The organism is Streptomyces sp. WM6372 (genome assembly GCF_001279655.1).
In the GTDB taxonomy this organism is placed as follows: Bacteria; Actinomycetota; Actinomycetes; order Streptomycetales; family Streptomycetaceae; genus Streptomyces.
In genome coordinates this window covers 110,879-131,312 of sequence record NZ_LGDB01000215.1, presented here as the reverse complement: position 1 = coordinate 131,312, position 20,434 = coordinate 110,879, and the positions used below count along the sequence as shown (strand labels likewise).

At 72.2% G+C, this 20,434-nt stretch carries 14 protein-coding genes; 4 read left to right on the top strand and 10 right to left on the bottom strand.

From position 1 onward, the window contains the following. Positions 1–37 precede the first annotated feature (37 nt). Together ADK52_RS30075 and ADK52_RS30070 are read left to right on the top strand one after the other, a co-directional pair. Positions 38–1,654, top strand: coding sequence for a glycoside hydrolase family 13 protein (locus ADK52_RS30075; RefSeq protein ID WP_053693000.1), 1,617 nt, complete (start codon positions 38–40; stop codon positions 1,652–1,654). Further along, on the top strand, positions 1,642–2,667 hold the full coding sequence (locus tag ADK52_RS30070; protein WP_234344311.1) for a LacI family DNA-binding transcriptional regulator: 1,026 nt from the start codon (positions 1,642–1,644) through the stop codon (positions 2,665–2,667). The genes ADK52_RS30075 and ADK52_RS30070 overlap by 13 nt, the downstream gene beginning before the upstream one ends. Before the next feature lie 82 nt (positions 2,668–2,749). Here ADK52_RS30070 and ADK52_RS30065 read toward each other — a convergent pair whose 3' ends face one another. The 4 genes from ADK52_RS30065 to ADK52_RS30050 all read right to left on the bottom strand — a co-directional run bounded on the left by ADK52_RS30065 (position 2,750) and on the right by ADK52_RS30050 (position 5,692). After that, positions 2,750–3,001: a hypothetical protein gene (locus tag ADK52_RS30065; protein WP_234344310.1), complete on the bottom strand. Its 252-nt coding sequence runs from the start codon at positions 2,999–3,001 to the stop codon at positions 2,750–2,752. A gap of 207 nt (positions 3,002–3,208) precedes the next feature. Continuing rightward, complete coding sequence (locus ADK52_RS43120) at positions 3,209–3,367, bottom strand: hypothetical protein (protein ID WP_199828567.1); 159 nt, start codon at positions 3,365–3,367, stop codon at positions 3,209–3,211. A 49-nt stretch (positions 3,368–3,416) separates the two neighbouring features. Further along, positions 3,417–4,574 carry a PQQ-binding-like beta-propeller repeat protein gene (locus tag ADK52_RS30055; RefSeq protein ID WP_053692996.1) on the bottom strand — a complete coding sequence of 386 codons (1,158 nt, stop codon included), beginning with the start codon at positions 4,572–4,574 and terminating at the stop codon, positions 3,417–3,419. Positions 4,575–4,627: 53 nt separating this feature from the next. Next, a complete protein-coding gene (locus ADK52_RS30050; protein WP_053692995.1) occupies positions 4,628–5,692 on the bottom strand; it encodes a hypothetical protein in 1,065 nt (354 codons plus the stop codon). 517 nt (positions 5,693–6,209) lie between these two features. Between ADK52_RS30050 and ADK52_RS30045 the strand changes: the two genes are divergently transcribed. Together ADK52_RS30045 and pulA are read left to right on the top strand one after the other, a co-directional pair. Next, positions 6,210–7,919, top strand: coding sequence for a carbohydrate-binding module family 20 domain-containing protein (locus tag ADK52_RS30045; RefSeq protein WP_053692994.1), 1,710 nt, complete (start codon positions 6,210–6,212; stop codon positions 7,917–7,919). A 143-nt stretch (positions 7,920–8,062) separates the two neighbouring features. Further along, positions 8,063–13,411: a pullulanase-type alpha-1,6-glucosidase gene (pulA, locus tag ADK52_RS30040; protein ID WP_053692993.1), complete on the top strand. Its 5,349-nt coding sequence runs from the start codon at positions 8,063–8,065 to the stop codon at positions 13,409–13,411. 1 nt (position 13,412) lies between these two features. Here the strand turns inward: pulA and ADK52_RS30035 are convergent, their stop codons facing one another. From ADK52_RS30035 to ADK52_RS30010, 6 genes are all read right to left on the bottom strand, one after another. After that, a complete protein-coding gene (locus tag ADK52_RS30035) occupies positions 13,413–13,949 on the bottom strand; it encodes a GNAT family N-acetyltransferase (protein ID WP_053692992.1) in 537 nt (178 codons plus the stop codon). Positions 13,950–13,971: 22 nt separating this feature from the next. Next, the gene (locus tag ADK52_RS30030) at positions 13,972–14,694 is read right to left on the bottom strand and encodes a TetR/AcrR family transcriptional regulator (RefSeq protein WP_053692991.1); all 723 of its coding nucleotides are present in this window, start codon (positions 14,692–14,694) and stop codon (positions 13,972–13,974) included. A 31-nt stretch (positions 14,695–14,725) separates the two neighbouring features. Further along, on the bottom strand, positions 14,726–15,772 hold the full coding sequence (locus tag ADK52_RS30025; protein WP_053692990.1) for a PDR/VanB family oxidoreductase: 1,047 nt from the start codon (positions 15,770–15,772) through the stop codon (positions 14,726–14,728). Beyond that, positions 15,769–16,665 carry a metal-dependent hydrolase gene (locus ADK52_RS30020; RefSeq protein ID WP_053692989.1) on the bottom strand — a complete coding sequence of 299 codons (897 nt, stop codon included), beginning with the start codon at positions 16,663–16,665 and terminating at the stop codon, positions 15,769–15,771. Before ADK52_RS30020 ends, ADK52_RS30025 begins: the two co-directional genes overlap by 4 nt. A 133-nt stretch (positions 16,666–16,798) precedes the next feature. Next, positions 16,799–18,235, bottom strand: coding sequence for a hypothetical protein (locus tag ADK52_RS30015; RefSeq protein WP_053692988.1), 1,437 nt, complete (start codon positions 18,233–18,235; stop codon positions 16,799–16,801). A gap of 153 nt (positions 18,236–18,388) precedes the next feature. Beyond that, on the bottom strand, positions 18,389–20,329 hold the full coding sequence (locus ADK52_RS30010) for a hypothetical protein (RefSeq protein ID WP_053692987.1): 1,941 nt from the start codon (positions 20,327–20,329) through the stop codon (positions 18,389–18,391). Positions 20,330–20,434 lie beyond the last annotated feature (105 nt).

The following is a 20,434-nucleotide window of genomic DNA, read 5'->3' as shown; positions in this document are numbered from 1 at the left end:
CCCCTCTCACCCCCGGCCCGATCTCTCCAAGGACGACATGACCCAGCACCTCGCCGACGCACTGACTTCGGACAGTGGCCTTCCCACCACCACCGGCACCCGGCCCGGCTGGTGGAGAGAAGCGGTGATCTACCAGGTCTATCCGCGCAGCTTCGCCGACTCCAACGGGGACGGCATGGGGGACCTCGAAGGCATCCGCAGCCGTCTGCCCTACCTCAAGGAGCTGGGCGTCGACGCCGTCTGGCTCAGCCCCTTCTACGCCTCCCCGCAGGCCGACGCCGGCTACGACGTCGCCGACTACCGGGCCATCGACCCCATGTTCGGCACCCTGCACGACGCCGACGCCGTGATCCGCGAGGCGCACGGGCTGGGCCTGCGCATCATCGTGGACCTCGTCCCGAACCACTGCTCCGACCAGCACGAATGGTTCAAGCAGGCACTGCGGGAAGGGCCCGGCACCCCGCTGCGCGAGCGCTTCCACTTCCGCCCGGGGCAGGGGGCCGACGGCTCGGAGCCGCCGAACGACTGGGAGTCGATCTTCGGCGGCCCGGCGTGGACCCGGGTGCCGGACGGGGAGTGGTACCTGCACCTCTTCGCCCCCGAGCAGCCCGACTTCAACTGGGAACACCCCGCCGTCCAGGACGAGTTCCGCTCGATCCTGCGCTTCTGGCTCGACCTCGGGGCGGACGGCTTCCGGATCGACGTCGCCCACGGCCTGGTCAAGGCCCCCGGGCTGCCCGACCTCGGCCGCGACGAGCAGCTCAAGCTGCTCGGCAACCAGGTGCTGCCCTTCTTCGACCAGGACGGGGTCCACGAGATCTACCGCTCCTGGCGCAAGGTGCTGGACGAGTACGCCGGCGACCGCATCGGCGTCGCCGAGGCCTGGACCCCGAGCGCGGACCGCACGGCCCTGTACCTGCGCCCCGACGAGCTGCACCAGGCCTTCAACTTCCACTACCTGAGCACGGGATGGGACGCGGTCGCGCTGCGCGCCACCATCGACGACTCGCTCGACTCGATGCGGCCGGTGGGGGCGCCGACGACGTGGGTGCTGTCCAACCACGACGTCGTACGCCACCGCACGCGCTTCGGCAGCCTGGAGCGGGCGCGGGCCGCCGCGCTGCTGATGCTGGCGCTGCCGGGGTCGGCGTACGTCTACCAGGGCGAGGAGCTCGGCCTGCCGGAGGTGACCGACCTCCCGGACGAGGTGCGCCAGGACCCCTCCTTCTTCAAGGAGAACGGCCAGGAGGGTCTCCGCGACGGCTGCCGCGTGCCGATCCCGTGGTCGGGCGACCAGGCCCCGTACGGCTTCGGTGACGGCGGCAGCTGGCTGCCGCAGCCGGCCGAGTGGGCGGGGCTGAGCGTCGAGGCCCAGACGGGCGACCCGGCCTCCACCCTGGAGCTGTACCGGGCGGCGCTGCGGATCCGCCGGGAGCGCGGGGACCTGGGCGCGGGCGACGCGGTGGAGTGGCTGGAGGCGCCGGAGGGCGTACTGGCGTTCCGGCGCGGCGACTTCGTCTGCACCGTCAACACGACGGGGGAGCCCGTACGGATGACCCCGCCCGGGACGGTGCTGCTGGCCAGCGGCGACGCGGCGGACCCGGCGGACCCGGGGGTCCTGGGCGCCGACACGGCGGTGTGGTGGCAGGGGTGACCTCCCCGCTCCGGCTGACGGACATCGCCGCGCAGGCCCAGGTCAGCGAGGCGACGGTCAGCCGCGTGCTCAACGGCAAGGCGGGCGTGGCGGCCGGTACCCGGCACAAGGTGCTGGCCGCCATGGACCTGCTCGGCTACGAGCGGCCCGTACGGCTGCGCCGCCGCAGCAACGGGCTGGTGGGGCTGCTGATCCCGGAGCTGACCAACCCCATCTTCCCGGCGTTCGCGCAGGTCATCGAGCAGGCGCTGGCCGGTCACGGGTACACGCCGGTGCTGTGCACGCAGACGCCGGGCGGGGCCACCGAGGACGAGCTGGTGGAGCAGCTGGAGGAGCGGGGGGTCACGGGGATCGTCTTCCTGTCGGGCCTGCACGCGGACTCCTCGCTGGACCCCTCCCGCTACCAGCGGCTGTCGTCGCGGGGCATCCCCTTCGTCCTGATCAACGGCTTCAACGAGCACATCAACGCGCCCTTCATCTCACCGGACGACCGGGCGGCGGCGGACATGGCGGTACGCCACCTGGCGGACCTGGGTCACCGGCGGATCGGCCTGGCCATAGGGCCGACGCGCTACGTCCCGTCGGCCCGCAAGGAGGCGGGGTTCGTCGCCGCGGTGCCGGAGGCCCTCGCCGAAGGCCGGGTCCAGCGGACGCTGTTCACGGTGGAGGGCGGCCACGCGGCGGGCGGCGCCCTGCTGGACCGCGGCTGCACGGGCATCGTGTGCGGCAGCGACCCGATGGCGCTCGGCGTGATCCGCGCGGTCCGCGAGCGGGGCCTGCGCGTCCCCGAGGACGTCTCGGTGGTCGGCTTCGACGACTCTCCGCTGATCGCCTTCACGGACCCCCCGCTGACGACGATCCGCCAGCCGGTCCGGGCCATGGCCACGGCGGCGGTGGGAGCCCTCCTGGAGGCGGTCGCCGGCACCCCGGTCCAGCGCACGGAGTACGTCTTCCAACCGGAACTGGTGGTGAGGGGCTCGACGGCCCAGGTCCCGCAGGAGCAGGGGCGGTAGGGGGACCTGCCACCGAGACGCCGCGGGGGGCGGCCGACGTTGCCGTCGGGCCGCCCCCCGCGGCGCGTGGCGCGGCGCGGGATCAGGCGCCGATGTGCTGCCCCGTCAGCCACTCCTTCTCGCCGTTCTTCTCGCAGGACGAGTTGTAGACCGGGCCGGCGAACGCCGGGAGGTTGTGCGGCACTGCGGCGAACGTGGAGCAGTTCGACGCGTGGCCCGCACGGCCGCCGGTGAAGTAGTCGACGTCGACCCCGTCGGCCAGGGCGCCACCGGCCCCGCCGAGCAGGATGCCGGCGGCCAGGACGGACGCGGTGACAGCAGAACGAACGCGCATGATTCCCCTAAGGATCAATGGAAGGACGCGCTGTTCGATCCGCGCGTCGGCCGGTCCAACCGTCCGTGAGCGCTCCCCGGAACGGGCGTTCACTCCGATGCCCGCAGCAGTATCGTTTCGCCACTTCACGGCCCCCCGCGCCCCTGTGAACGACCAGCCGTCGTTCGGTCCATCGATCACGCGCAGGAGCATGCCACGCCCAACCGGTCAGCTCACGACCGGGCCGTGTCCGCTGACGGAGCGGGCGAGAAGGCAGATCGAGAATTCCTGCCGCACCTCGCCGTCGTCGTACGCGATCCCCGAGGCGTCGCCGACGGCGCCGCCGAGGCGGCCGCCTTTCTGAACAGCCGACCTCAAATGGGGCATGAGCGACCCCTGGCGAGCCGCGTGGCCGGGGTCGCTCATGCCCGCACGGCTACGCCGCGACCTTGCCGACGCCGCCCATGGGCTGGGTGTCGCGTTGGGTGATCTGCCAGAGCTGGGACTCGCGGTTGCTGACGTAGATCTGGCCGCCCGCGGTGTCCAGTGCGAGGCCTTCGCAGTTCGCCAGGCCGCTGGCCACCACGCGCTGCGAGCCGTCGGCCAGGGTGATCTCGTACAGGCGGCCGTTCACGTGGTCGATGGTGAACGCCTTGCCGTCGCCGGTGAGTTCCACGCGGATGGTGCTCGCCGTGGGGAGGGTGGTCACGAGGCGCTTCGCGCCGTCGGCCAGGTTGACCTCGTACAGGTTGTAGCCGTGGTCCTTCTGGCCGACGTACGCCTTGCCCTTGCCGTCCAGCGCCACCGCGGAGACGCCGACCGGCAGACCGGTGGCGACCGTGGTCTTCTGCCCGTTCTGCAGGTCGACCGCTGTCAGCTTCCCCTCGCTGTGGCTGACGACGTAGGCCTTGCCCGCCCCGTCCAGCGCGAGCCCGTACGCACCCGGGACACCGGCGACCGTGCTGAAGGTGCCGGTGGACAGGTCCACCGCGATCAGGCGCCCGTTGGCGTAGTCGGCGGCGTAGAGCTTGCCCTTCCGGTCCAGCTTCACATCGCAGATGTCGCCCAGGCCGCTCGCGACCACGCGCTGCGCGCCGGTGGCGAGCTTCACCGCGGACAGCTTCTGGCCGCCCCGGTCGGCGACGTACGCCGTGTTCTGCGACGGGTCCACCGCGAGGCCCTCGGAATTGCCCAGACCCGTCGCGATGAGGGCGAAGCTCCGCCGGGTCGCCATGAGCTTCGACAGGTCCTCCAGCTTCGGCATGTCGTCCTCGCCGATGCTCACCTTCGGCGGTCCGGCCGCCTTCAGGGTCGACGAGGCCATGGCGGAGGTCGAGGCGGGGTTCTCGGAGACCTGACGCTGATCGGCGGACGCGTCGTGGAATTTCTGGAAGAGGGGATTGAGGAAACCCATGACGTCGAACGCCCCGTGCGCCGTCTGGCGCACGAGCCACGGGTCGCGCTCGCTCTCCATTTTGCGGACGGCGTCCGAGACGTCGCCGGCCCCGGGGGTGTCCTTGTCGAGCGCTTCAGCGGATTGTTTGGCGGAGTCGGCTCCGCTGCCGCCGCCGTCGAAGATGTTTCCGAATGACACGAGAGTTCCTCCTGATGTGGCTGTTCTGGCCTGCCCGGTGGGTGGTCGCCTTTTCAGAGAGGCTGTTTCTGGCTCTCGTAGTCGAGTGTCTCGGGCTGGAAGACCCGGTGTTCCCCGGTGCGGACGGCCACGATTTCGGCCGACCCCTTCTGCAGGAACCTCTTGCCTTCATCGGCCAGATCGAAATTGCTGCGGTCCTCGACGGAGTCGCCGAGTTTCCACGCCACGACCCGGGAGTACTTCGGTTCCTTGGCCTGCGGGGGAGTTCCCCTGACCTCCACCGGCTTCGGGTAGTACAGGGCGACCCATCCACCGAAGGTGACCGGGAATTCGTAGTCGAACTGCCTCACCTGGCGGCGGGTCGTGGCCATGACGTCCGCCCGGCTCATCACTTCCAGGCTGACCGACGACTGGTGTTTCCATTCGGTGGTCAGCGAACCGCTGACGGAGGCGGTGACGCCGAGCAGCAGGTCCGCCCACAGCTCACCGGTGCCCGTGGCGGTGGTCGTGGCCGTCGTCGTGCTCGTGGCCTCCGTCTGGGACTCCTGGTCGACGCCCTGATTGTCCTTGCTGTTCTTCAGGGTGGTCTTCTGGTACTGCTGCATCGCCATGCTCTTCTGCATCTCCTGCTGAAGCGATGCGATGGACTTCGCCCCGAAGGTGAGCTTCACCTCGCCTTGGAGCGACCAGCTGACGGTGTTCGAGATGGAGAACTCGACCGTGTCCGTCACGGTTATTTTGACGGGGTCGGTTCCGTTGATGTACGTCTGCTTGGAGATCATGTCGGGCGGGGGCTGCGTGATGTCGCTCCGCTCCTCGACGACCGGCACGCCCATGTTCATGAAGGCGCGCCACCCGCGCTCCTGCGCTGTCTTCTCGTCCTCGGGAAACCCGCCGTAGCGCTTCTTGTTCAACGAGAACCCGATGGGGCTGATCGGCTCTCCCCCTCCTTCGGGGGTCCTCTTCAGCGCGCCCCGCTGCTTGTTCCGCTCCAGGATGGCTTCGGCCTTGGCCGGTATTTCGAGCTCGTCCTGGTTCCGCGTGGTGAGCGGGTGGCGCATGAACACGTCGTTGATATAGGCCTTGCCCACATCACTCTTCGCGCTTTTCTCCGACATGTACCTGAGGTCTCCCTGAGTCGCGGAAATGAATGATCTTTCCGGTGCATGGTGAAACTACGCGGCCGGTGCGCGATGATCATCGAGCGGAAATGGTCATGGGGTGAGAACCGGACAACCCCCTTTCCACCTGCGGGTTCACCCTTTCCGGCGCGGGCCGGAGCGGCCCGTCCCCCGGCGGCGCGGGACGTCCCGTGTGGCCGGATCCGCGGTCCCGGACCGCGTACGGTGCCCGGGGCGGCCGGGAAGTGGCGGGGATGCGCCCTTGCCGGGGATGCGCGGCCCTCGCGGGTGTGCGCCGGTGCGAGCCGGCGGCGCGCCGTGCCGGACGCGCGCGGGCCGGGCCGGAGTTGGCGGACCGGAGCGGGCCGGGTCGTCCGCGCGTAGCCGTCCCACCTGTCCGGCAGGACACGCCCCGGAAACAATTCTGCAATCTCTTGCGCAAACTCTTGCAGCGCTCTTACCTGGCCCCTACGGTCGCTGCAATCCCCACCTCTCCCGCCAGGAGGCCCCCCGCATGCCTGCCAGAGCCGTCAGAGCTGCAACTCTTTTCGCCACCACCGCACTTGCCGCCGCCGCCCTCACCGGCCCGGCACCGCGGGCCGCCGCGGCGACGCCCGGCGACAAGGACGTCACCGCCGTGCTCTTCGAGTGGCGCTTCGAGTCCGTCGCCAGGGCCTGCACCGATGCGCTCGGGCCCGCCGGGTACGGGTACGTCCAGGTCTCGCCGCCCCAGGAGCACATCCAGGGCCCCCAGTGGTGGACCTCGTACCAGCCCGTCAGCTACAAGATCGCCGGGCGGCTCGGCGACCGCGCCGCGTTCAAGGCCATGGTCGACACCTGCCACGCCGCCGGGGTGAAGGTCGTCGCCGACTCCGTGATCAACCACATGGCCGCCGGCGACGGCGTGGGGACCGGGGGGTCTTCGTACACGAAGTACGGGTACCCGGGGATCTACTCGGGTTCCGACATGGACGACTGCCGGGCCACCATCTCCAACTACCAGGACCGGGCCAACGTCCAGAACTGCGAGCTCGTGCAGCTCGCCGACCTGGACACCGGTGAGGACTACGTACGCGGGCGGATCGCCGGGTACCTGAACGACCTGCTGTCCCTCGGCGTCGACGGCTTCCGGATCGACGCCGCCAAGCACATGCCCGCCGCCGACCTCGCCAACATCAAGTCCCGCCTGACGAACCCCTCCGCCTACTGGAAGCAGGAGGCGATATACGGCGCCGGCGAGGCCGTCTCGCCCTCCGAGTACCTCGGCAACGGCGACGTGCAGGAGTTCCGCTACGCCCGGGACCTCAAGCGGGTCTTCCAGAACGAGAACCTCGCCTACCTCAAGAACTTCGGCGAGGCCTGGGGGTACATGCCGAGCGGCCAGTCCGCCGTCTTCGTCGACAACCACGACACCGAGCGGGTCGGCGACACCCTCACCTACAAGGACGGCTCCGCCTACACCCTCGCGAGCGTCTTCATGCTGGCCTGGCCGTACGGATCCCCCGACGTGCACTCCGGGTACGAGTGGACCGACAAGGACGCCGGTCCGCCGAACGGCGGTTCGGTGAGCGCCTGTTACTCCGACGGGTGGAAGTGCCAGCACGCCTGGCGGGAGATCTCCTCCATGGTCGGCTTCCGCAACGCGGCCCGCGGCCAGGCCGTCACCAACTGGTGGGACAACGGCGCCGACCAGATCGCCTTCGGGCGCGGGGCCAAGGCGTACGTCGCCATCAACCACGAGGGAGCGGCCCTCACCCGGACCTTCCAGAGCTCGCTCCCGGCCGGCGGCTACTGCGACGTCCAGAGCGGGCGCACCGTCAACGTGAACTCCGCCGGGCAGTTCACCGCCACCCTGGGAGCCGGTACCGCCCTCGCCCTGCACGTCAACGCCCGTACCTGTACCGGCGGTGGGAGCACGCCCCCGCCGGTGGCCGCGGGCGCCTCGTTCGCCGTCAACGCCACCACCGTCCCCGGGCAGGACGTCTACGTCACCGGGGACCGCGCCGAGCTCGGCGGCTGGAACACCGCCGGCGCCCTCAAGCTCGACCCGGCGGCCTACCCCGTCTGGAAGCTGGACGTGTCGCTCCCGGCCGGGACCGCGTTCTCGTACAAGTACGTACGCAAGGACGCCGCCGGGAACGTCACCTGGGAGAGCGGCGCCAACCGCACCGCGACCGTCCCGGCGAGCGGCAAGGCCGTGCTCAACGACACCTGGCGCAACTGACCCCGCACACCCGCCCCGGACACTCACCCCGCACACCCGTCCCGCACACCCGCCCCCACCGACCAGGGCCGCCCGGCGTTCACGAACCCCGCCATCCGCCGGGCGGCCCTCATCCACGCGACACGTAACCAAGGAGACCCGCCTTGATACGCCCCGCCGCAGGAGTGCTCGCCGCCGCCCTGGCCGTGACGCTCCTGCCCGCCCTCCCGGCCGCGGCCGCCGCGCCGCCCGCCCCGCCCTCGGACGCGAAGCTGGCCGCCGAGCCCGCGCGGCACGACCTGACCCGGGAGCAGTTCTACTTCGTCCTCCCGGACCGGTTCGCGAACGGCGATCCGCGCAACGACACCGGCGGCCTGACCGGCAGCCGGCTGGAGACCGGGCTGGACCCGACGGACAAGGGCTTCTACCAGGGCGGCGACCTCAAGGGGCTGACCGACCGGCTCGACTACATCAAGGGGCTCGGGACCACCGCCATCTGGATGGCGCCGATCTTCAAGAACCAGCCGGTGCAGGGCAAGGGGGCCGACGTCTCCGCCGGGTACCACGGGTACTGGATCACCGACTTCACGCAGGTCGACCCGCACTTCGGCACCAACGCCGACCTGGAGCGGCTGATCGACAAGGCGCACGCGAAGGGGATGAAGGTCTTCTTCGACGTCATCACCAACCACACCGCCGACGTCGTCGACTACCGGGAGCAGTCCTACTCCTACCTCTCCAAAGGCGCCTTCCCCTATCTGACGAAGGACGGGGTGCCGTTCGAGGACTCCGACTACGCGGACGGGAAGCGGAAGTTCCCCGCCGTCGACGCCGAGTCCTTCCCGCGGACCCCCTTCGTGCCCGACGCGAAGAAGAACCTGAAGGCTCCCGCCTGGCTCAACGACCCGGCGATGTACCACGACCGGGGCGACTCCACCTTCGCCGGGGAATCCTCCGACCAGGGCGACTTCTTCGGCCTCGACGACCTGTGGACCGAGCGGCCAGAGGTCGTCAGCGGGATGGAGAAGATCTACGAGAAGTGGGTCAAGGACTTCTCGATCGACGGCTTCCGGATCGACACGGTCAAGCACGTCAACACCGGGTTCTGGACGCAGTGGGCCACCGCCCTCGACAAGTACGCCGCCCAGCGCGGCCGGAAGAACTTCTTCATGTTCGGCGAGGTCTACTCCGCCGACACCGCCGTCACCTCCCCCTACGTGACGCAGGGCCGCCTCGACGCCACGCTCGACTTCCCGCTCCAGGACGCGATCCGCGCGTACGCCTCCCAGGGCGCGGGGGCCTCGCGGCTGGGCTCCGTCCTGGCCGACGACTACCGGTACACCACGGACAAGGCGAACGCGTACGAGCAGGTCACCTTCCTCGGCAACCACGACATGGGCCGCTTCGGGAGCTTCCTGAAGCAGGACCGGCCGGGGGCGGGGGAGCAGGAGCTCCTGGACCGCTACCGGCTCGCCAACGAGCTGATGTTCTTCTCCCGGGGCAACCCGGTGGTCTACTCCGGCGACGAGCAGGGCTTCACGGGCGCGGGCGGCGACAAGGACGCCCGGCAGCCGCTGTTCGGCACGCGGGTCGCCGACTACCTGGACGACGACCAGCTCGGAACGGCGCGCACCCATGCGAGCGATGCCTATGATCCCGCCCATCCGCTGTACCGCCAGATCGCCGCGCTGTCCCGGCTGACCAAGGCCCACCCGGCGCTGCGCGACGGCGTCCAGACCGAGCGGCTCGCCCGCGACTCCGTCTATGCGTTCACGCGCACCGACGCCCGCTCCAAGACGGAGTACGCGGTCGCGGTGAACAACGCGTCCGAGCCGGTCACCATCGACATGCCGGTCGGCAGCGTGCCGGGTACCGAGTTCAGTGCCCTGTACGGGGGTTCGGGTTCGATGCGGGCCACGGCCGCCGGTATCCGTGTGGTCGTCCCGGCCCTCGGTTCCGTCGTACTGCGCGCGGGCGCGCCGCTCGCCAGACCCGCCGCGGCTCCGGGCATCACCCTCAAGGCCCCGGCGGCAGCAGCCACCGGCACCGTCGAGCTCTCCGCCGACGTCACCGGCGGCGGCCTGAACCGGGTGGTCTTCGCCGCCCAGACCGGCACCGGGAAGTGGCAGGTCCTCGGCTCAGCCGACCACGCCCCGTACAAGGTCACCCAGCACATCACGGCCCCGGCCGGCACCGCCCTCCGCTACAAGGCGGTCGCCGTGGACGCCTCCGGCCGCACCGCGAGCGCCCTCGCCGAGTCCGTCTCCGGCCAGGTCCCGCCCACCCCGGTCCCCACCGCCACCCAGCGCGACTACGCCGTCGTCCACTACCGCCGTCCCGACGGCGACTACGCGAACTGGCGGCTCTACGCCTGGGGCGACCTCGCGGACGGCGAGGCCACGCCGTGGCCCGCCGGGCACGACTTCACCGGCCGCGACGCGTACGGGGCCTTCGCCTACGTCCGCCTCAAGCCCGGCGCCTCCTCTATCGGCTACCTCGTCATCGACAAGGACGGCAACAAGGACGTCGCCACCGACCGCACCCTCGACGTGACGAAGAGCGGCGAGGTCTGGCTGGAGCAGGGCAAGGAAGCGGCCACCACCGACCGCCCCGCCTACCCGCCCCAGGACCAGGCCAAGGCCGTCCTCCACTACCAGCGCGCCGACGGCGCCCATGACGGCTGGGGCCTGCACGTCTGGACCGGCGCTGCGGCCCCCACCGACTGGTCCAAGCCGCTGATGCCCGCCCGCACCGACTCCTACGGCGCCGTCTACGAGGTCCCGCTCGCGGCCGGGGCGACCAGCCTCAGCTACATCCTCCACAAGGGCGACGAGAAGGACCTCCCCACCGACCAGTCCCTCGACCTGAAGGCCACCGGCCACGAGGTCTGGATGCTGGGCGGCCGGGCCCCCTACCTCCTCCCGCAGCCCGCCGGCTCCTCCGCCGCCCTCGACCTCACCAAGTCCGAGGCCGTCTGGATCGACCGAGACACCCTCGCCTGGAACGCCCCCGCGGCCGCCGCCTCCGTCCAGCTCCTCGCCTCCCGCGAAGGCACCGTCACCGCGGAGAACGGGGCCCTGCACGCGGAGGGCGCGCAGTGGCTGCGCCTGGCCAGGACCGAACTCACCGCCGCCCAGAAGCAGAAGTTCCCGCACCTGGCCGCGTACGCCGCCTACTCCGTCGACCCCCGCGACCGCGACCGCGTACGCGAAGCCCTGCGCGGCCAGCTCGTCGCGAGCGCCCGCGCCGCCAACGGCGCCGTCCTGGCCGCGACCGGGGTCCAGCTCGCCGGGGTGCTCGACGACCTGTACGCGAACACCGCGGCCCTCGGGCCGGTCTTCAAGGACGGCCGCCCCACCCTCTCCGTCTGGGCCCCCACCGCCCGCCAGGTCGCCCTCGAACTCGACGGCCGCACCGTCCCCATGCGCCGCGACGACACCACCGGCGTCTGGTCGGTGCGCGGCGAGCGCGGCTGGACCGGCAAGCCCTACCGCTACGACGTGACCGTGTGGGCCCCGAGCGCCCGCAAGATGGTCCGCAACCTCGTCACCGACCCGTACTCCACCGCTCTGACCACGGACTCCACGTACAGCCTGGCCGTCGACCTGGCCGACCCGAAGCTGGCCCCGCCCGGCTGGCGCGGCCTGCGCAAGCCCGCGGCCGTCCCCTTCACCTCGGCGCAGATCCAGGAGCTCCACATCCGCGACTTCTCGGTCGCGGACCCCACGAGCGCCCACCCCGGCCAGTACCTGGCCTTCACGGACACCGGCTCGGCGGGCATGCGGCACCTGCGCGAACTGGCCGCGTCCGGCACCTCGTACGTCCACCTGCTGCCCTCCTTCGACATCGGCACGATCCCGGAGAAGGCCTCCGACCGCACCGAACCCGCCTGCGACCTGAAGGTGTACGCGCCGGACTCGCCCGAGCAGCAGGCCTGCGTGGCCGCGGCGGCCGCGAAGGACGCCTACAACTGGGGCTACGACCCGCTGCACTACACCGTGCCGGAGGGCTCGTACGCGAGCGACCCGAACGGCACGGCCCGCACCGTCGAGTTCCGCAGGATGGTCCAGTCGCTGAACGGCGCCGGCCTGCGGACCGTCATGGACGTGGTCTACAACCACACCGTGGCGTCGGGACAGGCCGACAAGTCGGTCCTCGACCGCATCGTGCCGGGCTACTACCAGCGGCTGCTGGCGGACGGCTCGGTCGCCAACTCCAGCTGCTGCGCCAACACGGCCCCCGAGAACGCCATGATGGGCCGGCTCGTCGTGGACTCGATCGTCACCTGGGCGAAGGAGTACAAGGTCGACGGCTTCCGCTTCGACCTGATGGGCCACCACCCGAAGGCGAACATCCTCGCCGTCCGCAAGGCCCTCGACGCGCTGACCGTAGCCAAGGACGGCGTCGACGGAAAGAAGATCATCCTGTACGGAGAGGGCTGGAACTTCGGCGAGGTCGCGGACGACGCCCGCTTCGTCCAGGCCACGCAGAAGAACATGGCCGGCACCGGCATCGCCACCTTCTCGGACCGCTCGCGCGACGCGGTCCGCGGCGGCGGCCCCTTCGACGAGGACCCGCGCGTCCAGGGCTTCGCCTCCGGCCTGTTCACGGCACCGAACGCCTCGCCCGCGAACGGCACCGCGGACCAGCAGCGGGCGCGGCTGCTGCACGCCCAGGACCTGATCAAGGTCGGGCTGTCCGGCAACCTCGCCTCGTACGCCTTCACGGACAGCGCGGGCAAGCGCACCAAGGGCTCCGACGTGGACTACAACGGCTCCCCGGCCGGCTACGCGGCGGCTCCGGGCGACGCCCTCGCCTACGCGGACGCCCACGACAACGAGACCCTGGCCGACGCCCTGGCCTACAAGCTGCCGCAGGGCACTTCGGCCGCGGACCAGGCCCGGATGCAGGTCCTGGCGATGGCCGTGGGCACCCTCTCGCAGGGCCCCTCGCTGTCCCAGGCCGGTACGGACCTGCTCCGCTCGAAGTCGCTGGACCGCAACTCGTACGACAGCGGAGACTGGTTCAACGCCATCCACTGGGACTGCCGCGAGGGCAACGGCTTCGGGCGCGGCCTGCCCCCGGCCGCCGACAACGGCTCCAAGTGGCTCTACGCGAAGCCGCTGCTGGCCGGCGCCAAGGCACCGGGCTGCGCCGAGATCACCGGCGCGTCCGCCGCCTACCGCGACCTGCTGCGGATCCGTACGACGGAACCGGCCTTCGCCCTCACCACGCCCGAGGCGGTCCAGGCGGCGCTCGCCTTCCCGCTCTCCGGCACGGACGAGACCCCGGGGGTGATCACCATGACCCTCGGCGACCTGGTGGTGGTCTTCAACGCCACCCCCGCCGCCCGGTCCCAGCGCATCCCGGCCCTCGCGGGCACCGGCTACGCCCTGCACCCGGTCCAGGCGGCCGGCTCCGACCCCGCGGTCAAGCAGGCCGCGTACGACGCGAAGACGGGAGAGTTCACCACCCCGCCCCGCACCGTCGCGGTCTTCACCCGGAACCGGTGACTCACACGACGGTGAGCTGATCCAGCCGCTTCTCCAGCAGGATCACCCCGTACACCTGGCCGTCCTTGCCCTCCTTGTGGGGGAACTCCCCGACCACCCGGTAGCCCGCACCCCGGTAGTACGTGAGCAGCCGGGGGTTGGTGGAGACGCAGTCCAGCCGCGCCCGCGGCAGTCCGGAACCGGCGATCCGGCGCTCGGCATGTTCGAGTATCCGCCGTCCGGCCCCCGCGGGCGCGGTTTCGCGTTCCACCATCAGCCGGTGCACGTAGCCCGCGACCGGCGGCTGCACGCCCCAGGCTTCCTCGTCGGACCACCACAGCTCGTACGCGCCGACGATCCGCCCGTCGGCGTCCCCGGCGAGCCACACCTCGCCCTCGCGCATCTTCGCCAGGAAGTGCGCGGCGTCCTTGTCCCCGGGCTTCCACTGGTCGATCCCGTGCTTGCGCATCCACCGGGCGGCCTGGTCGTACAGGGCCACCAGAGTGGCGGCGTCCTTCTCCACGGCACGCCGGAACAAGATCTCGTCATTAATGATCACGGGCGCATTATCACGCGGATGATCAGCGGGCGTTGGGAACGACGGGCTCCACCGTCGGGGGCACGAGCCCCACGAGCCGCCCGACCAGCTCCCCGAACGGCCCGTCGGCCGGCTCGTCCGCGAGGATCCGGCCGAGGATGGCGGCCATCTCCGCGTCGTAGGCGGCGCTCACGGCGGCCAGCGCGGCGAAGTCGTGCACGAGCTGGAGCTCCAGCTCGGCCCGCGGGATCTTCCGCCCCTCCAGCCAGATCAGCGCGGTGGATTCGGCGAGCGACACCCAGGACCGCACCACGAGTTCCAGCCGCGCGGGCGGGTTCTCGATGCCGATGTGCGTGACGATCTGCTCGTACGCGGCCTGCCGGACCTCGTCGATCATCGCGTTGGTCCGGTTGCTCCCGACGGCCGGGCCGCCGCGCATCAGCGCCGAGAACCCGGGCCCGTGGTCGTCGACGAACGCGAAGAACCGGCCCATGACGCGCAGCAACCGCGCCCCGAGCGGCCCCTCCCGAGGCTCCACGAACCGCTGCGCGAGCTCGTCGGCGGCCCGCCGCAGCGCGGCCTCGTACAGGCTCAACTTGCCCGGAAAGTAGTGGTAGACGAGCGGCCGCGATATGCCCGCGGCCGCCGCGATCTCGTCGATCGACACGTCGTCGGGCGACCTGAGGCTGAACAGCTCCAGGGCCACCCCGATCAGCTGCTGCCGCCGCTCCTCGACACCCATCCTGCGCCGCGTCCCGGTAGTCATGCGCCACACCCTACTGGGCCTGCGGCAACGCTCAGAGGTCGAGGACCAGGTGATTGTCCTGGGCGCGCGAGACGCACAGGAGCATCGAGTCCTCGCGCTCCTGGTCCGTGAGGAGGGTGTCGCGGTGGTCGACCCCGCCCGCGAGGACCCGGTGTTGGCAGGTTCCGCAGAAGCCCTGCTCGCAGGAGTACGGGGTGTCGGGGAGCTCCCGGCGGACCGCGGCCAGGGTGGATTCGTCCGCCGCGACCTCGATGGTGCGGCCCGAGCGGTGGAGTTCGACCGTGAACGGGCGGGAGGTCCCGGTCGCGGGGGTCGCGGTGAAGCGCTCCAGGTGGACCCGGGTGGTGGGTGGGGCCGCCTCTTGGACCGCCGCCATCAGGGGGGCCGGGCCGCAGCAGTAGATCAGGGTGTCCGGGCCCGCCGCGGCGAGGGCGGCCAGGTCGGGGAGGCCCGCCTCGTCCTGCGGGGTGACGGTGACCCGGGAGCCGTACGGCTCCAGTTCGGCGAGGAACGGCATGGAGGCCCTCGTACGGCCGCCGTACAGGAGGGTCCAGTCCGCGCCCGCCGCCGTGGCCGCCCGCAGCATCGGCAGGATCGGCGTGATGCCGATTCCGCCCGCCACGAAGAGGTACGAGGAGGAGGGCTCCAGCTCGAAGCGGTTGCGGGGCGGGCGTACGGGGAGTTCCGCGCCCTCCAGCAGCTGCGCGTGCGCCTCGCGCGAGCCGCCCCGGCCGTCCTCGACCAGCCGGACCGCGATCGTGTAGCGGCCCGCGTCGGCCGGGTCGCCGCAGAGGCTGTACTGGCGGACCAGGCCCGAGGGGAGCTGTACGTCCACGTGCGCGCCCGGGCTCCACGGCGGGAGCTCCGCCGATTCGAGGGTCAGCGTCAGGACCCCGTCGGCGGGCTCCGTACGGGACACGATCAGGGCGGGCAGCCAACGGCGCGGGGAGTGGCCCGAGACCGGGGTCTCCAGCGCCGGCAGGGGCCACAGGGGGGAGCGGGCGATGCGCCCCCGCAGGGCGCGCCGGGTCAGCAGCGCCGCGCCCGCGACCGCCGCCAGCTTCAGGGCGCGGCTCATGCGGTGGCACCGCCGTTCGCGCCGGGGGAGGAGGCCAGGTAGGCCACGGCCTGGGCCGTCGACCCCTCCTGGGAGGGGTGGTACGTACGGGAGAGGTACGTCGGGATCGACTTGAGCATCGCGCCCGCCGAGGGCAGCGTGCCCTGCCGGCCCGCCCGGAAGAACTGGCCGAGGGACGCCTTGGCGGCGGTCGGCTCCGGGTCGTTCTCCATGAAGAAGCGGGCGCCCCGCTGCCACAGGAAGACGAGCGCCGTGAACGCGGTGGCCCAGGTCCGGGCCCGCCGGTGGTAGCCGCCGTCCACGTGCATGAAGAGGTCGAAGGCCACCGAGCGGTGCTCCACCTCCTCCGCACCGTGCCAGCGCAGCAGGTCCAGCATCACGGGGTCCGCGCCCCGGCGGTCCAGTTCGTCCGCGTTGAGCACCCAGTTCCCGAGGAACGCCGTGTAGTGCTCGATCGCCGCGATCAGCGCCACCCGCTCCATGAGCCACCAGTGGCGGGCCCTGCCCGGGGGCAGCGTCCGGTCGCCGAGCAGCTTCTCGAAGAGCCAGTCCACCTGCGCCGTGTAGGGGGTCGGGTCCAGGCCGAGGCGCTTCAGGTGGGGGAGCACGTCGTCGTGCGCGGCGGCGTGCATGGCCTCCTGGCCGATGAACCCGACGACGTCCGCGCGCAGTTGCTCGTCCTTGATGTACGGGAGCACCTGCTTGTAGACGTGCACGAACCAGCGCTCGCCCGCGGGCAGCAGCAGGTGCAGCACGTTGATGGTGTGCGTGGCGAACGGGTCGCCGGGCAGCCAGTGGAGCGGGGTGTCCTCCCAGCCGAAGGACACGTTCCGCGCCTTGAGCTCGATGTGCTCCGACGCCACGGGGGCGGGCGCGTGCGGCGTATTAGACATGGCGTCAATGTACTGAGGGGTAGGGGAGAGGAAAACCCCTCTGCGCCCATCAAGTTCCGGCCCGAGGGCCCCGGGCATGCGGAAGTCCCCCGGGCGCGCCGCGCCCGGGGGACTTCAGGGTCCTCAGGTCCGGTTACCGCCCGGCGTGCCCGCTTGCGAGCGCCCACTCGCGGTTGAGGGCGCCCAGCGGGATCTTGCGCTCGAAGAGCGGCGTGCCGAACAGGGACAGCTGGAGGTGCAGGTTCCCGCTCAGGTCGAAGCCTCCGTACAGCGCCCACGCGCCGCTGAGGGAGGTCTTGCCGTCGCTGGACGCGCTCGCCTTGACGTCGGCCTCGCCGCGCAGGTACGGGGCGAAGTCCGCGCTGACGCCGACGGCCCCGTACAGGCCGACGGAGGCCTCGGCGCCGAGCGCGCCCTTGACCTTGCCGGCGGCGGTGACGGTCGCGGTGACCGGCGTGCTCTTGACGTTGGACTGGCTGACCGGCGTCCAGCCCTTGCCCAGCGCGTAGCTGCCGCCGATCTTGAAGTCGCCCTTGACGTCCTGCTGGACGTCGAGGGTCACGTGGCCGTCGGCCTCCACCTGGACGTAGCAGGTCAGGTCGAGGTTGACCACGACCGGCACCGGGCCGACCTGGATGACCGGGGCGCTGTGCAGCTTGGCGAACGGGATCCGCTTGGGCGCTCCGGTGCTCGCGGCGGCGCGGCCCTGGAGCTTCCACTGCGAGGACCAGTCGCCGCTCATGCCGAGGAAGGCGCCGTGCGGGCCGGAGCCGCCGCCCGGGGTGCCGTCGTACGAGAACTCCACCTGGGGGGCGAGCTGGACGAATCCGGAGACCGAGGCGCCGGCCGAGGCCGGGGCGTCCGGGGCGGTGTCCACGGCGGCGTTCACGTCGAGCCGCAGGTTGCCGAGCGGCAGCTTCGCGCCCTCGGGGCCGAACTTCACGCCCCCGGTCTTGGCCCAGGAGAAGGTGACGCCCTTCATCAGGGGCTCGACGGTGACCGAGGACGGGTCGACGGGGACCTTGCCGTCGGCCTTGTCGTCGTTCAGGACGGAGGCCAGCGTCGTGGAGGCGGTCTTGACCTCGGTGCCGCGGTCGGTCTTCCCGATGACCTCGGTGACCTTGGCCAGCAGGCCGTTGGGGGCGCCGGGCGCCGGTGCGCTGGCGATGACGTCGCCGACCGCGACGGGCTTGTCGGCCTCGGGGGACTTGCCCGGGTCCGGCTTCTTGCCCGGCTCGGGCTTCTTGCTCGGCGAGGAGGACGGGGCGGGCCCCTGCGGGGCCTTGGCTATGACGGCCCGTCCGCTCGCCTGGTCGTACGAGGCGACCTTCAGCGAGGACTGCTCCGTCCGGCCTTTCCCGCCGGCGCGGGCCACGGCCGCCGGGGTCGGCGTCCCCTGCGGGGCCGCGGCCACGTCGAGCTGCTGCGACGTGCCGTCGCCGGCGGGTGCGAGGGTGGCGGGGGCGGCCGCGTCGGCGGCGGCGGTGTGCGGGGTCGAGGAGCAGCCGGTGGCGGTGAGCGCCAGGGTGGTCAGTCCGGGCAGCAGGAGGCGTCGGGCGAGCAAGCGCACGTGGGTGAACCTTCGGTACGTGAGGGGTGTGGGGGGTTACCGCGTGGTAACCGGAATCCGATCATGCCATGTTCATGCGGTGGCAGTCATGTCCGGATCCCGCCAACTCCCCGGCCGCCGTTGACGGTTGAAGATTCACCCAGTGCGGTGGAGCTACCGGAGCACCCCCGCCTTCGTACCGTCCGTCAGCTTGCCCGCCAGCTCCACCTGAGCCCCCGCCGGTGCCTTCACCGCCAGCCGGTTGCCGTTCGCCGACCCGTTCACCCCGCCGCCCGACACCGACAGCGAGGCGAACTGCGCACTGCCCGCCGCCAGCACGTACCACTGGCCGGCCTTCGACTTCCACAGCACGCCCGCCAGCACCCGCGGCTCCCGCGCCCCGCACGCCGGCGAGCCCTCCGCCTTCGCCGCCTGCGCGGCCAGCGGCGCGCCCGGGGCCAGGAACTGCGCCTGCACCCGGTCCTCCGTACCCGCCCAGGTCTCGGCCCGGCTGCACAGCCAGGTCGCGGTGCCATCGCCCTCGGGCAGCGGCTGCTTCGCGTACGTCCAGGCGTTGACGCTGCGGACGCCGTGCGAGCGGACCGACGGCAGCAGGCACGCGATCCGCGACCAGTCGCCGAGCTCCGCCCCCTCCGCCACGTCGCGCTCCGCGCCCGGCGCGCCCGAGGTCAGCCGGGCCGGGGTCAGCTCGCCGAGGTCGGTGACCAGCCGGGTGGCGCCGCCCCCGGTCAGGGCCAGGGCGTTCCAGCCGGTGCAGTTGCCCGCGGGGGCCGGGCTCGCCACCGGCGGGGTGATCCCGTCCTGCCCCAGCTTCAGCGCCGCCGGAGCCTCACCGGGCTTGAGCAGGTCCCGCAGCCCCGCGCCGGTGACCCACGGCGCGGTCAGGTAGCGGACGTTGCCGTCGACCCGGCTCAGCACCAGCGCGGTCGCGCTCTCCGCCGAGGCGGCGTCGGTCCGGGCGAAGTCGAGGGCGGCGACCGAGGTCCCCGTGCGGGGTTCGGCGTACCGGACCACGCGCAGGCCGTCGTACAGCAGGACCACGACCGCCTGGTCGACGGTGCCCGCGAACAGCAGCTGCGGCGGGCCCATCGGCGGACCGGGCGGGGTGCCGGGGGTGGCCGAGGCGACCACCGCCCGGCCGGGCCGGGCCCACACGGCCAGCGCCCGGCGCAGCAGTTCGGCGTCGTCGGTGCGGTCGCCGCGGGCGGGCCAGGTGGAGAAGCCCGTACGGGAGGACGTGCGCCAGGCGGCCGGCGCGACCCGGACCAGCTTGCCCGGGTCCAGAGCCTGTTCCGCCGCCGCGTTCTGGGCGTACGGCGGGGCCGCGGCCCCGTCCGCGCCCCAGCCGCCGCCGGGCAGCGCGAGCAGCGCCCCGCATACGGCGAGGGCGGCCGCGGCGGCCAGGGCGGCCCGCCCGAACCGGCGCCGGCGCAGCAGGTCGGTGGGGCGCGCCTGGAGTACGCACGGATCGAACTCGGGGGACGCGAACAGGGCGTCGTTGGCCGGATCCCCCGATTCCGCGACGGCGGCGGCCGGGTTCGCGACCCCGGCCTCGGCGAGCACCCGGAGCACCTCCGGCTCCGGCAGCCGTTCCAGGGCGCGCAGTACGCAGGCCGCCCGGCCGGGCCCGTCGAGCGTGGCCAGCCACTGGTCCAGGGCCAGCTCCTCGGCCCCGCCGGAGCGCGGGAACAGCCGCAGCCCCCACACCTGGGGGAGCAGCGGAGGCAGTTGGGCCCGCCGGGGCAGCGCCCGGAAGGTCAGCGGAATCCCGGCCTCCAGGGCGGCCCGCAGCACCCTCAGCCGCACGTACGCGTACCCCGGATCGGCGCCCGGGGTCCCGCGCTGGCCCGGCACCCCGCCCTGTACGGCGGCCGCGGCGGCTGCCGCCCCGGCGCCGCGCCGCCCGCGCGGGAGCGCCCGCTGGGCCAGCGAATGGGCGGTGAGCACCCGCCGGTTGCGGCCGAGGGCGGGCGGCAGCACCAGATAGGCGAGCCGCACCAGCCGCGGGTAGTGCTCGACGATGGCGGCCTCGGCCAGCTCGACGTCGGGCGGCACGGGAGACGGGGGGCGGGTGGCGGTGTCCGGCGCAGTCACGTTCAGCAGAACGAGCGAATCGTCGGATGGTCACCCGTCCCCGGGTCGCACGGTCGGGTCAGAGCGTCACGCCGTCGGGCCGTCGGGCCGTCGGGCCGTCGGGCG